This window comes from Nocardia sp. NPDC003482 (assembly GCF_053588115.1).
Genome location: NZ_JBSFPI010000031.1, coordinates 61221 through 74400, shown reverse-complemented (window position 1 = coordinate 74400; position 13180 = coordinate 61221). Strand labels below are relative to the sequence as shown.

Annotated in this window: 14 protein-coding genes; 7 read left to right on the top strand and 7 right to left on the bottom strand. The window is 69.1% G+C overall.

Annotated features, from left to right (window positions below):
- The 4 genes from ACWDSJ_RS33990 to ACWDSJ_RS33975 form a co-directional block, all read right to left on the bottom strand.
- A partial coding sequence (locus ACWDSJ_RS33990) for an SDR family NAD(P)-dependent oxidoreductase (RefSeq protein ID WP_450036855.1) occupies positions 1 to 166 on the bottom strand: 166 nt, incomplete at its 3' end.
- A complete protein-coding gene (locus tag ACWDSJ_RS33985) occupies positions 163 to 1626 on the bottom strand; it encodes a flavin-containing monooxygenase (protein ID WP_450036848.1) in 1464 nt (487 codons plus the stop codon). The genes ACWDSJ_RS33985 and ACWDSJ_RS33990, both read right to left, overlap by 4 nt.
- Positions 1627 to 1644: 18 nt before the next feature.
- Positions 1645 to 2670, bottom strand: a complete 1026-nt coding sequence (locus tag ACWDSJ_RS33980) for a PDR/VanB family oxidoreductase (RefSeq protein WP_450036847.1) — start codon at positions 2668 to 2670, stop codon at positions 1645 to 1647.
- The gene (locus ACWDSJ_RS33975; protein ID WP_450036845.1) at positions 2670 to 3563 is read right to left on the bottom strand and encodes a metal-dependent hydrolase; all 894 of its coding nucleotides are present in this window, start codon (positions 3561 to 3563) and stop codon (positions 2670 to 2672) included. Before ACWDSJ_RS33975 ends, ACWDSJ_RS33980 begins: the two co-directional genes overlap by 1 nt.
- A 95-nt stretch (positions 3564 to 3658) precedes the next feature.
- On the opposite strand from ACWDSJ_RS33975, the gene ACWDSJ_RS33970 reads away from it, so the two are divergent.
- Positions 3659 to 4276 (top strand): TetR/AcrR family transcriptional regulator, encoded by a 618-nt coding sequence (locus ACWDSJ_RS33970; RefSeq protein WP_450036844.1) that lies wholly within the window; start codon positions 3659 to 3661, stop codon positions 4274 to 4276.
- On the opposite strand, the gene ACWDSJ_RS33965 is transcribed toward ACWDSJ_RS33970, so the two are convergent.
- The gene (locus ACWDSJ_RS33965) at positions 4273 to 5496 is read right to left on the bottom strand and encodes a L,D-transpeptidase (protein WP_450036843.1); all 1224 of its coding nucleotides are present in this window, start codon (positions 5494 to 5496) and stop codon (positions 4273 to 4275) included. The genes ACWDSJ_RS33970 and ACWDSJ_RS33965 overlap by 4 nt on opposite strands.
- A gap of 157 nt (positions 5497 to 5653) precedes the next feature.
- Here ACWDSJ_RS33965 and ACWDSJ_RS33960 point away from each other — a divergent pair, with 157 nt between their 5' ends.
- The 6 genes from ACWDSJ_RS33960 to thpD all read left to right on the top strand — a co-directional run bounded on the left by ACWDSJ_RS33960 (position 5654) and on the right by thpD (position 10614).
- A complete protein-coding gene (locus ACWDSJ_RS33960; RefSeq protein WP_387355899.1) occupies positions 5654 to 6364 on the top strand; it encodes a response regulator transcription factor in 711 nt (236 codons plus the stop codon).
- A 1-nt stretch (position 6365) separates the two neighbouring features.
- Entirely contained in the window at positions 6366 to 7376 is a 1011-nt protein-coding gene (locus tag ACWDSJ_RS33955) for a HAMP domain-containing sensor histidine kinase (RefSeq protein WP_450036841.1), read from the top strand.
- A 95-nt stretch (positions 7377 to 7471) separates the two neighbouring features.
- The gene (gene ectA / locus ACWDSJ_RS33950; RefSeq protein ID WP_450036840.1) at positions 7472 to 8059 is read left to right on the top strand and encodes a diaminobutyrate acetyltransferase; all 588 of its coding nucleotides are present in this window, start codon (positions 7472 to 7474) and stop codon (positions 8057 to 8059) included.
- The gene (gene ectB / locus ACWDSJ_RS33945) at positions 8056 to 9318 is read left to right on the top strand and encodes a diaminobutyrate--2-oxoglutarate transaminase (RefSeq protein WP_387355903.1); all 1263 of its coding nucleotides are present in this window, start codon (positions 8056 to 8058) and stop codon (positions 9316 to 9318) included. The genes ectA and ectB overlap by 4 nt, the downstream gene beginning before the upstream one ends.
- Positions 9319 to 9320: 2 nt before the next feature.
- A complete protein-coding gene (locus ACWDSJ_RS33940; protein WP_387355905.1) occupies positions 9321 to 9713 on the top strand; it encodes an ectoine synthase in 393 nt (130 codons plus the stop codon).
- A gap of 19 nt (positions 9714 to 9732) precedes the next feature.
- Positions 9733 to 10614 (top strand): ectoine hydroxylase, encoded by an 882-nt coding sequence (gene thpD / locus ACWDSJ_RS33935; RefSeq protein WP_387355907.1) that lies wholly within the window; start codon positions 9733 to 9735, stop codon positions 10612 to 10614.
- Positions 10615 to 10681: 67 nt separating this feature from the next.
- On the opposite strand, the gene ACWDSJ_RS33930 is transcribed toward thpD, so the two are convergent.
- Both ACWDSJ_RS33930 and ACWDSJ_RS33925 read right to left on the bottom strand, forming a co-directional pair.
- Complete coding sequence (locus tag ACWDSJ_RS33930; protein ID WP_450036837.1) at positions 10682 to 11800, bottom strand: acyl-CoA dehydrogenase family protein; 1119 nt, start codon at positions 11798 to 11800, stop codon at positions 10682 to 10684.
- A gap of 1 nt (position 11801) precedes the next feature.
- Positions 11802 to 13034, bottom strand: a complete 1233-nt coding sequence (locus tag ACWDSJ_RS33925; RefSeq protein ID WP_450036835.1) for an acyl-CoA dehydrogenase family protein — start codon at positions 13032 to 13034, stop codon at positions 11802 to 11804.
- Positions 13035 to 13180: the final 146 nt, after the last annotated feature.

Here is a 13180-nt window from a genome sequence, read left to right as displayed (position 1 = left end):
GGCCCAGCTCGGCCGCCGCCGCGGCCGCGGCGCTCTCGTCGATGTCGACCACCGCGATCCGCGCGCCGCGCCGGTGCAGCTCCCGCGCCAGGCGCAGGCCGATGCCCCGACCCGCGCCGGTGATCAGCGCCACCCGATCGCGGACGGGGAAGGACGGCGCGCTCATCGGGTCACCTCGTAGGATCGCGCGTCGAATCGGCGTGTGCGCCTGCGGTATTCGAAGCTCCAGTTGGGATACAGCCCGGCGTTGCGACCGTCGGGCGTGGTGTAGTAGCTCTCGCAGCCGCCGATGAGCCACACCGTCGAGGAACTGCGCTCGGCCATCTCGGCCAGGAACCGCTCCTGCACCGCCGGGCGCACCTCCACCCGCCGGGAACCGTTGCGGCGCACCGTCTTCAGCGCGTCCACGATGTAGGCGATCTGCGATTCGATCATGAAGACGGCGGACTGGTTCCCGGCCGCGCCGAACGGGCCCAGCGTCATGAAGAAGTTGGGGAACCCCGCGAGCGCCACGCCCAGATAGCTCTGCGGCTCTTGGTCGTACAGTTCCGCCACCGAGGTGCCCGCGCGCCCGGTGATGCGGTCGTAGGCGCTCGGGATCGGGGTGAAGCCGGTGGCGTAGACGATGGTGTCCACCGCGCGCTCGGTGCCGTCGCGCAGCACTATCGAACGCGGCCGGATCTCGGCGATGCCGGTGGTGACCACCTCGACATTGGGCCGGGTCAGCGCGGGCAGGTAGGCGTCGGAGAAGATGGCCCGCTTGCAGCCGATCACGTAATCGGGGGTGAGCGTGCGCCGCAGCCGCGGATCGGGGACCTGCCGCCGCAGCTGGAACCTCGCCAGCGGCTCGTAGAGGTGCCGGAACCGCTGATCCACCAACGAGATCAGCCCGAACCCCTCGATCGCCGCGTACCAGCCGCCGCGAATCGCCTTCCGCGCCAACGGAAGCCGACTCAGCAGCTGCCGTTCCAGCGCGAGCGTGGGCCGGTCCAGACGCGGCACGATCCACGGCGCCGACCGCTGGAACAGCAACAGCTCTTTCACCAGGGGTTGGATCTCCGGCACGAACTGCACGGCCGAGGCGCCGGTGCCGATCACCGCGACCCGCTCCCCGCGCAGATCGTGGGCGTGATCCCAGTGCAGCGAGTGGAAACTCGTCCCGGCGAAGGTATCGGCGCCCGCGATGCGCGGATACTTCGCCTCGGCGAACACGCCGGTCGCCGAGATCAGGAAGTCGGCGGTGAGCCGCCCGCCCGTGGTGTCGATATCCCACACCGCGCGGTCGTCGTCCCAGCGGGCGTCGAGCAGTTCGGTGCGGAACCGGATGTGCCGCGGCACATCGTGTTCGGCGGCGACCGACCGCAGATACTCCAGGATCTCGCGCTGCTGTCCGTAGACGCGCGACCAGTGCGGATTCGGCGCGAACGAGTAGCTGTAGAGCTGGGAGGGCACATCGCAGGCGCAGCCCGGGTAGGTGTTGGCCCGCCAGGTGCCGCCCAGGTCGTCGGCGCGTTCGAGGACGAGCACGTCGTCGAAACCGGCCTCGCGCAGCTTGATCGTCAGGCCGATGCCGCCGAATCCGGCGCCGATCACCACGATGTGCCGGTGCTCGGGGGTGGGTGTCACGGGCGATCCTTTCGCCGATCAGAGGTCGAGTACGAGATGGTCGCCCGCCGCCCGGGACACGCACACCAGCATCTGCTCGTCGCGGTCGATCCCGGCGTGGTCGCGGTGGTCCACCGCGCCGGACAGCACCCGCACCCGGCAGGTGCCGCAGAACCCTTGGCGGCAGGAGTAATCCACGTCCGGCAGTTCGCGGCGCAGCGCGGCCAGGGCCGTCTCCTCGGCGCCCACCCGGATCCGGCGGCCGGTGCGCGCGAGGGTCAGCTCGAAGGCGCGGCCGTCGACGACCGGGGCGGGGGAGAAGCGTTCGGTGTGCAGCGAGCCGGTCGGATTCAGCTCGAACAGGTGCCGCCGCGCGGCGGCCAGCATCGGCGGCGGACCGCAGACATACACGGCCGCACCGGGTTTCGCCGCCGCGAGGATCGCGGCGACGTCGGGGACGCCGCATTCGTCGTCGGGCCGCACATCGGCGCCGGGCAGTTCGTCCAGGAACGGCATGGTCTCGCGGGAACGCCCGGTGTACACCAGCCGCCCGCGCGCACCCGCGGCCCGCACCATCGGCAGGATCGCGGTGATGCCGATACCCCCGGCGAGGAACAGATACGACGGCGCCTCGACGAAGGTGAACGCGTTGCGCGGACCGCGAATTCGCAGCGCCGACCCGGCGCGCAGTCGGTCGTGGATCTCCAGTGAGCCGCCGTCGCCGTCCGCGATGCGCCGCACCGCGATTCGATACCGGTACCGGTCGCGCGGATCGCCGCACAGCGAGTACTGCCGCTGCCGACCCGAGGGCAGGAAGACGTCCAGATGCGCCCCCGGCCGCCAGCTCGGCAGCGTCCCGCCGTCGGCCGCGCGCACTGTCAGGCTCACCACGTCGACCGCCTCGGGGGTGACCGTCTCGACCACCACGTCCCGGTCGAAACCGATGCGCCGCAAGGGTTTCGGCGGCGACAGCAGCGGCGCGGCCCGGCCCGCGGTGACCACCGAGCGGTACAGGCCCAGCGCCGCCGCGACCACGCGCAACCCCGGCGGGGGCGTCGTGCCCATCACCGGTCCGCGGCGCGCGCGGCGGGGGAGTGCGCGAGGTAGCGCAGCGCGGTGTCCATCGGGCCCAGCTGCGAGGGATGGAAGCCGGGCCGCAGATACCGCGGCACCTCGGTGAGGAACACCGTCCACTTGGGGATCACGCCGCGGCGGGTCGCGTCGAGGAACTGCCAGCCCCAGAACCGGCCCTTGGTCGGCGACGGATCCTTGCGGTACAGATAGGCCGCCGAGAAGACGAACAGCGGCAACAGCGTGCCCGCGGCGAGCACCGCCGTGCGGGCCTTGCGCAGATAGCCCCCGTCGAGATACATGTAGGCGTCGTAGACCACGCTGCGGTGCTCCACTTCCTCCGCGCCGTGCCATCGGACCAGATCCAGCATGGCGGGGTGCATCCCCTTGTCCTCGAGCACCTCCGCGTTGAGCAGCCACTCCCCGAGCACGGCCGTGAAATGCTCCATGCCCGCGAACAGGCCGAGCCGCTCCTTGAGCCACTCCTCGCGGGCGCGCCCGGCCAGGCCGTGGTCGCCGAGGAACCGGTCGACCAGCCAGGCGATGCCCCGCACGTAGGAGTCGACGTCCAGGCCCAGGGCTTGCAGGTGCCTGCGCGCGGCCTCGTGACTGTTCGCGTGCGTCGACTCCTGCCCGATGAATCCGCGCACCTCCTCGCGCAGCCGTTCGTCCCCGATGTGCGGCAGCGCCTCGGCGAGCGCCCGGGCCATCGCGCGCTCGCCCTCGGGCAGCACCAGATGCATCACGTTCACGATGTGGGTGGCCAGCACCTCGCCCGGGATGTAGTGCAGCGGAACCGAGTCGAAGTCGAAGCGGACGTCCCGGGCGGTGATGGCGTGCGCCTCGTCGCGATAGTGATGCGTCGTCGCATCAGCCGTATCAGCCATGCCTCGACCGTACAATGCAACAAACCTCCTCGCAATGTTGCGCAACAATTCGATACAAACGTTGCACAAAGGCGCCCGGCTGCTAGTTTGAGTGGGTGACGACCGCGTCGGAGACCCCAGCATCGCGCGCGGACATCGCCGACGAGGTCGAGGAGCGCATCCTGGACGCGGCGCTGTCCCGATTCCAAGAGGTCGGCGTGAAGAAGACGACCATCGAGGACGTCGCCCGCCACGCCGGGGTCGATCGCGTGACGGTCTACCGCCGCCTGGGCTCGCGCGACGACCTCGTGGCCGCCGTCGTCCGGCGCGAGGTCGGGGCCGTGCTCGCCGAGATCGCGGGCATCCCCGATCGCCACGACACCCTCGACGGGCTGGTGGCCGACATCTTCGTCACCGTCGTAACCCGTTGGCGCGCACACCCTCTCGTGCGCCGCATGCTCGACATCGAGCCGGAGCGGGTGATCATGAACCTGACCGTCGCGGGCGCGAACGTCTTCGCCATGAGCGTCGCCACCGCCGCCGCGGCCCTGGAACAGGCCGTCGACCGCGGGCTACTGGCCCCGGTGCCCGACCTGACCGCGCGCTGCGAGGTCATCTGCCGCGTGGTGCACTCGCTGATCCTGACCCCGCAGGGCGCGCTGGATCTGGCGACCGAGGAGCGGCTGGCCGACTTCGCCCGCCGCTACCTCGTGCCGATCGTCGTCGCGCCCTAACGCAGGGCGCTGCCCGCCTGCCATTCGGCCCACGGGATGGTCCAGTCGCCGTTGTTCCAGGACTGCTGCGGCGGGCCGGTGGTGCCGTGGATCTCGACCACATCGCCGGGCATCGACCAGTCGAAGAACCATTTGGCGTTCTCGCCGTTGAGGTTCAGGCAGCCGTGCGAGGTGTTGGAGCTGCCCTGCGCCCACACCGTCGAATCGAGCTGATGCAGGTAGATGCCGTCGCCGCTGATGCGGGTGGCCCAGTTGATGGCCTCCTTGTAGCCCAGCCGGTCGTTGACCGGCAGGCCGTAGGTGGAGGAGTCCATGATGACCGGGTTGCCCTTGTCCATCACGGTGTAGACGCCCGCGGGGGTGTTGAAGTAGATCGTCTTGTTGCCGATCTGCTCACTGCCGCCGCGGCCCATCGAGGTGGGCATCGTGCGGATGAGCTTGCCGTCCTCGAAGACCTGCACCTGATGGGTGCTGTCGTCGGCGATCGCCACGTGCGACGGGCCGATCTTGAACGTGGTCTTCGTATCCTCCTGGCCGTAGAGGCCGTTGCCGAGTTCGGCGCCGTAGATGTTGGCCTGCACGGTCACCTTGGTGTTCGACGGCCAGTACTTCTCCGGCCGCCAGTGCGCGTTGCGGTCGTCCATCCAGTACCAGGAGCCCTGCACCGGCGGATCGGTGGTGACCGTGAGCCGCTTCTCGGCCGCGGCCCGGTCGGGGATGTCCTCGTCGAAGTGCGCGACGATCACCGTGCCCACGCCGTAGGTGCCGCCCTCGGCCAGTGTCTGGCCGCCCGTGGTGGTGAGGTACAGCTTGGTCTGGTTGCTGGGGGTGATGGTGGCGAAGGACGCCTTGAACGGTCCGGTCGGCCCGGTGATGGACAGGCCCTTCGCGTCGACGGTGTAGGTGTGGTCGTAGCCCAGCGGGCCGCTCGGCTTCCACGCGGTGCGGTCGGGGGTGAGAATGCCCTCCACCGGCTTGCCCTGTTCGTTGACCATGCTGACGTCGGTCAGGATGCCGTCGGAGGCGCTCACCTCGATCTTGCCCAGGGGATCGACGTTCTTGCTGCCGTTGCCGGGCGTCACCGCGATGACGGGAGCCGCCGGGCCCGGCGTCGCGGGCCCCGGTTTCGACACGGTCCCCGACGAGGACGAGCACGCGGCCGACAACATCACCAGGGCACAAGCCACGGCGATACCGAATCGGCAGCGCCGACCTGACATGGTTTTCTCCTGCGAAATCGCCCGACTGTCTCCGACGGGACAGTCTACGCAGCGCCCACGACCGGCCGCACATCCGCGGGTGTTGCCGCGGGTTTACGCGATGTGGCCGGTGGGTACCCAGCAAACCGTCGTGTGTCGGTGGCGAGGTGGTTGAGTGATGGGCGCGAACCTGATGATCGTGGAGGACGACGACCGGGTCCGCACCGCCCTGCGGCTGGCCATGGAGGACGAGGGATACGACGTCGCCGAGGCCGAGGAGGCCGAGGACGCGCTCGAGCATCTGCGTGACAACGGCGCCCCCGATGTGATGATCGTCGATCTCATGCTCGGCGATATGGACGGCTTCAGCTGTATCCGCGAGATCCGCCGCGACCACGACGTGCCGATCATCGTGGTCAGCGCCCGCGACGACACCCACGACGTGGTGGCCGCGCTGGAGGCGGGGGCCGACGACTTCGTCACCAAACCGTTCGAGATCAAGGAGATCACCGCGCGGATGCGCGCCCTGCGCCGCCGCGCCCAGCAGTTCGCCGAGCCGCCCGCCCCGCAGGAGGTCGTGCTCGACGCGGATCCCGAAGCGCCGCTGCTGCTTTCGCCGGAGGCGGGCACCGTGCGCCGCGGCGACGAGGAACTGCATCTGACCCTCACCGAGTTCCGGCTGCTGTGCGAACTCGCCGAGACGCCCGGCCGGGTGCTCTCCCGCAGCGTGCTGCTCGAACGGGTCTGGGACCGTGGCTTCTTCGGCGACGAACGGATCGTGGATGTGCACGTGCGCCGGTTGCGCACCAAGGTCGAGCGCGATCCCTCCGAACCCGCCCTCGTGGTGACCGTGCGCGGGCTGGGGTATCGGCTGGACGTCCGGCGGTGAGGTGCTGACTCGGCCCGAGCGCCGCCAGAACCTGCGCGCGCGAGCGGTTTTCGCGTTCGCCGCCACCTCCGGGATGGTCTCGGCGCTGCTCGCGGCGTCGGTCACCCTGCTGCACCGCGGCTTCTGGGAGACGCTGATCACCTGTGCCATCGCCGGAACCGGCATCGGCGCGGTGTTCGGGCTGTGGCTCTCGCGCCGCCTGCTCGGGCCGCTGCGCCAGGTGACCGGTACGGCCGCCCGCATCGCCTCGGGTCAGCTCGGCACCCGGCTGCCCGACACCGACGATCCCGATCTCGCGCCGACCGTCGACGCCTTCAACGCCATGGTGGATTCGCTGCAACGGCGGATCGACCGCGAGCGGCGGCTGGTGGGTGACGTCAGTCACGAATTGCGCACGCCCCTCACGACTTTGACCACCAGCGTCGAGGTGATGAGCCGCCACGCGGACGAACTGCCCGAGCGGTCGCGCCGGGCGCTGGATCTGGTGCGCGCCGAACTGGACCATCTGCGCCGCCTGCTCGACGATCTGCTGGCGCTGGCCCGCGCCGAGGCCCGCCTGCACGCGGCCGACGCCGAACCGCTGTCGGTGCGCGAACTGCTCACCCACACCCTCGCCGAGCTCCGCGTCCCGCCCGATCTGCTGCGCGTCGAGGGCGACGCGACCGTGCTGGGCCGCAAGCTGGAACTCGAACGGGCCGTGGTGAATCTGCTCGAGAACGCCCAACGCCACGGCGGGGGAGTGGTTGCCGTCGGCGCCCGGCGTGCCGGTACCGAGGTGATTATCACAGTCGACGACGCCGGTCCGGGGATCGCGCCCGAGGACCGCGAACGCGTCTTCGAGCGCTTCGTCACAGTGCGCCGCGGGCGGCGTTCCGGCACGGGCACCGGCATCGGGTTGGCGCTGGTCGCGGAAACCGTTGCGGCGCACGGCGGCCGGGTGCGCTGCGGCGAACGCGACGGCGGCGGAGCGCGATTCACGGTCTGTCTACCCATAAGTGACGCAACTCACTGAAGACGCCTGCGTAACACGACTGTAATGAAGCCGACAGGTTGCCCGCAAAGAAATCTGGCAAATCTAACTACGTGAAGCAGACCCGAAGACCGAGTATGCCGAGCAGTTCCTCCGGCGCCGCCACCCTCGAAAGAGGGCGGGCCCACTCGCAGACCGTGATTCGCACCCCGCGCCTCGGTGACGGCGCGCGGATGTGGCAGATCGCGGTCGATTCGCAGGTGCTGGACGCGAATTCGAGCTATGCCTATCTGCTGTGGTGTCGCGACTTTCGCGGCACCTCGGTGGTCGCCGAAATCGATGGTCGAATCGCGGGATTCATCACCGGATATCTGCGGCCGCAGGCGCCGGATGTGCTGTTCATCTGGCAGGTCGCCGTCGACCACGACTTCCGCGGCCGGGGGCTGAGCGTGACGATGCTCGAGCATCTGGTAGATTCCGTTGCGGCCCAAGGCATTTCGACCTTGGAGACGACGGTGTCGCCGGACAACGAGGCATCGCTGGCGATGTTCGCCTCGCTGGCCCGCCGCCGCGGCGCGCGCATGACGCGCCAGACCTTGTTCGAACCCCAGGATTTCCCGGACGGGCACGAAGCAGAGGACCTGTACCGGATAGCGCCGCTCACGACCGCGGCGCGGGAGAAGGAAAGCGCAGTTGCGCACACCTCAGGAAGGATCATTCGATGACCACCGCTGAGATGACCGTTTTCGAGAATTTGGAATCGAATGTGCGCGGCTATTGCAGGTCCTGGCCGACGCTGTTCGACACCGCTCAGGGTGCGTGGCTGCGAGACGGCGAAGGCCGCGATTATCTGGACTTTTTCGCGGGCGCGGGAGCGTTGAACTACGGGCACAACAATCCGGTCCTGAAGCAGGCGCTGCTGGATTACATCGCGCGCGACGGCATCACGCACGGATTGGACATGTCGACCGTCGCCAAACAGCAACTGCTGGAGACAGTGAACCGGGTGCTGCTCGAGCCGCGCGGGCTGGACTACAAGGTGCAGTTCCCCGGACCGACCGGCGCGAACGCGGTCGAGGCGGCGCTCAAGCTGGCCCGCAAGGTGACCGGCCGCACCACGATCCTCAACTTCACCAACGCCTTCCACGGCATGACGCTGGGCGCGCTGTCGGTGACCGGTAACGCCGCCAAGCGCGCGGGTGCCGGTGTGCCGCTGGTGCACGTCAACCCGATGCCCTACGACGGCTACCTCGACGGCGGCGACGAACTCGACTGGATGGAGAAGGCGCTCGACGACAACTCCTCCGGCGTGGACAAGCCCGCCGCGGTGATCGTGGAGACCGTGCAGGGCGAGGGCGGGGTCAACGTGTCCCGCCCGGAGTGGCTGCGCCGGTTGTCCGAATTGTGCTCGGCGCGCGGCATTCTGCTCATCGTCGACGACGTGCAGATGGGCTGCGGCCGGACCGGGCCGTTCTTCTCGTTCGAGATCGCGGGCATCACCCCCGACATCGTCACGCTGTCGAAGTCCATCGGCGGGTACGGCATGCCGCTGGCGCTGGTGCTCATGCGCCGCGACCTGGACCAGTGGTCGCCGGGCGAGCACAACGGCACCTTCCGCGGCAACAACCCCGCCTTCGTCACCGCCCGGGTCGCGCTCGAGCACTTCTGGAGCGACGATCGATTGGAGAAGTCGACGATCGCCAAGGGCGACCGGATCCGAAAGTCGTTCTCGGAGTTGGCCGAGCAGTACACCGGCGTGTCCACCCGCGGCCGCGGGCTGGTGCACGGGCTGGTGTTCGACGAGCCCACCCAGGCGGGCAAGGTCAGCCGCATCGCCTTCGAACACGGCCTGCTGGTGGAGACCTCCGGCGCCGAGGACGAGGTGGTGAAGCTGTTGCCGCCGTTGACGATCACCGACGACGAGCTCGACCACGGCCTGAGCATTCTGGGCCGGGCCGTGGACATGGTGCGAGGAGGTAACTGACCATGATCGTGCGGACCACCGACGAGATCACCGGGACCGACCGCGACGTCGCGGCCGAGAGCTGGCGCAGCAAGCGCATCATCCTGGCCGGGGACGGCGTCGGATTCTCGTTCCACGAGACCACCATCGAGCCCGGCACGACGCACGAGTTCCACTACGCCAACCATGTGGAGGCGGTGTGGCTGGTCGAGGGCGAGGGCACCCTGCACGACCTGGACAACGACGTACGCTATGAACTGGGCCCCGGCACCATGTACCTGCTCAACGGTCACGAGCGGCACCGCGTCGAGACCCGCACGAGGATGCGGATGCTGTGCGTGTTCAACCCGCCGGTGACCGGCCAGGAGGTGCACGACGAGAACGGCGTCTATCCCCTGATCGCCGTCCCGCAGTAGTGAGGAGGAGAACACTTCGATGACGTTGGCCGAGAGTCGAATCGACCGTTACCCGACCCGCACGGCGGGGCCCGCGCCGCTGGCCGAGCGCACCGATCCCACCGTGTGGGGGCGGATCGAGTCGCCCGCGCTGGCGGACTTCGACGCCGACGGGTACTCGATCATCGACGCGCTGTTGAGCCCGGAGGAGGTCGCCGGATTCTCCGCCGAGATCGATCGCCTGGCGAACGATCCCGAACTGCGGCTGGACGAGCGGGTGATCGTCGAGAAGCGGTCGAATCGGGTGCGGTCGATTTTCGAGGTGCACCGGATCAGCGCGGCGGTGGCCGAGTTGGTCCGCGACGAGCGGGTGCTCGGGCTGGCCCGTCAGGTGCTGGGCTCGGAGGTCTACATCCATCAGAGCCGGGTGAACTACATGCCCGGTTTCGAGGGGACCGGTTTCTACTGGCACTCCGACTTCGAGACCTGGCACGCCGAGGACGGGATGCCCGCGCCCCGGGCGGTGAGCCTGTCGATCGCGCTGACCGACAACTACCCGTTCAACGGCAGCCTCATGGTCATGCCCGGTTCGCACCGCACCTACGTGCCGTGCCAGGGCGAGACCCCGGCCGACCACTACCGGGAGTCGTTGCGGGAGCAGCAGATCGGCGTTCCCTCGCACGCGCACATCACCGAACTGGCCGACCGCCACGGCATCGCCCAGTTCACCGGCGCGCGCGGCTCGGCGCTGCTGTTCGACTCGAACGTCATGCACGGCTCGGCCAACAACATCACCCCGTTCCCGCGCTCGAACATCTTCCTCGTGTTCAACAGCGTCGAGAACACCCTCCAGGACCCGTTCGCGGCTCCCGCACCACGCCCGACCTACATCGCCGCGCGGGATTTCACGCCCGTGCGGTGAGGTTCGCCCGAAGCGCCCGAATCGAGTCGCCGCCCACTGTGCCGGAAGTGGGCGGCGCCTCGGGTTTTCAGGGCCGGGTGAGGGCCGCGTAGCGCGCGATGTGGGCGGAGGTGCTGCCCCATTCGTTCTGGATGGCGGTGAGGCGTTTGAAGTAGTGGCCGATGGCCAGTTCCTCGGTCATGCCCATGGCGCCGTGCAATTGGACCGACTCCTGGCCGATGCGGCGGGCGGCCCGGCCGACGGTGGCCTTGGCGGCGGCCGCGGCGCGGGCCCGGACCGCCGGATCGGCGTTCAGCTTCAGGGTCACCAGATACGTTGCGGCGACGGCCTGTTCGAGTTCCAGGAGCATGTCGACCATGCGGTGCTGCAACGCCTGGAACGCGGCGATCGGGACGCCGAACTGCTGACGCTGCTTGGCGTACTCGACCGTGTCCGCGAGCACCCGGCGCATGGCCCCGACGGCCTCGGCGCAGATCGCGGCGATCGCCTCGTCGGCGGCCGCGGCCAGGGACTGCTCGGCTCCGCCCTCCACGCCCAGCAGCGCGTCGGCGGGGATGCGCACGCCCGCGAAAGTGAGGTCGGCGGCGCGGCGTTCGTCGATGGTGCGGTACGGGTGCTGGGTGATGCCCGCGGTGCCGCTGTTCACCACGAACAGCGACAGGCCCGCCTCGGTACGGGCGGTGACCAGCAGCTGGGTCGCCAGCGGGGCGCTCGTCACCACGATCTTCGCGCCGTCGAGCACCCACGAATCCCCGTCGCGCCGAGCGGTGGTCGTGACCCGGGTGAGATCGTGGCGCGAATCCGCTTCCAGCGCGGCCAGAGCCGTGATCACCTCGCCGGAGGCGATGCCGCGCAACAGCTTTCGCGCGCGGTCGCCGCCCGCGCGGCGCAGCAGGCCCGCGCCGACCACGACGGTGTCCACATACGGTTCCACCACCAGCGCGCGGCCCAGCGCCTCGGCGATGATCATCGTCTCCACCGGGCCGCCGTCGAAGCCGCCGACGCTCTCGGGCAGGCTCGCGCCGAGGATGCCGACCTCGTCGGCGAAGGCGCGCCAGATCTCCGGCTGCCAGCCCGCGCCCGTGCGGGCCGCCGCGCGGCTCTTCTCCAGGTCGTAGCGGGCCGCCAGGAACTCGGTGACGGTGTCGCGGAGCAGCTGTTGTTCGGCGGTGAGTTCGAAGTCCATGTCACAGTCCCAGGGTTGCCTTGGCGATGATGTTGCGCTGAATCTCGTTGCTGCCGGCGTAGATCGAGCCCGCGCGATCGTTGAAGTAGCGCAGCGGGGCGACCGCCTGCCAGTCCTCGCCGCCGAGGTAGCCGTCCGCGGGCGGCACGTAGTCGGCGACCGGGCCGCCGGGCATGGCGGCGTGCGGCTGATAGGCGCGCCCGCGCGGACCCGCCGCCTCGAGCGCGAGTTCGGTGAGTTGCTGGCTCAATTCGGTGCCGAGGATCTTCAGCGTGGACGCCGCCGGTCCCGGATTCCTGCCCTGCGAGATCGCCGACATCGTGCGGTATTCGAGGATCTCCAGCACGTCCGCGCGGATGCGGACATCGGCCAGTTTGGTCGAGAACGACGGATCGTCCAGCAGCGCACCGCCGTTCGGGCCGGGCTGTCGGCCCGCCTGCTCGGCCAGCGCCTCCGCCATCACCTGCAACATGGGGCTGAGCGCGGTGCCGCCGCGTTCGAAGTTCAGCAGATACTTCGCGACCGTCCAGCCGTCGTCGATCCGGCCCAGCACATTGGCCTTGGGCACCCGGACCTCGTCGAAGAAGACCTGATTCTGCACCTGCTCACCGGAACTCATGACCAGCGGCCGGATCTGGATGCCGGGCGCGTCCATCGGGATGAGCAGGAACGTGATGCCCTGCTGCTTGCGTTCCAGCTTCGAGGTGCGGACCAGGCAGAAGATCCAGTTCGCCTCGGTGGCGTGGGTGGTCCAGATCTTGCTGCCGGTGCAGACCAGATCGTCGCCGTCGGACACCGCGGCCATCGCCAGCGACGCCAGATCCGATCCGGCCTCGGGCTCGGAGTAGCCCTGGCAGAAGAACACCTCGCCGGTGAGGATGCGCGGCAGGAAGAAGTTCTTCTGCTCGTCGGTGCCGAAGGCGATGATGGCGTGCGCGACCATCTTGATGCCCATCGGCGACAGCGCCGGGGCGCCCGCGACCATCGACTCCCGATCGAAGATGTAGTGCTGGGCCGGACTCCAGTCGCAGCCGCCCCACTCCACCGGCCAGGCGGGCGCGGCCCAGCCGCGGGCGTGCAGGATCCGCTGCCACCGCATGCTGGCCTCGTGATCCGGATACACGCTCGTGGCGAGCCGACCGGCACGACGCAACTCCGGGGTCAGGTTCTCCTCCAGAAAATGCCTCACCTCATCACGAAACGCCAGATCGGTGGGCGACCAGTCCAGATCCACGGACAACTCCTTGCGGGATTATTGGAGCTCTACCTTCTCATTCTCCCGCTGGGGAATGCAAATGGTCGTTAACTTAACGGCTCCGCGCTTGACATTCCACTGTGGAGGTCTCATGCTGATACAACATTCCACTTTGGAACATTGAC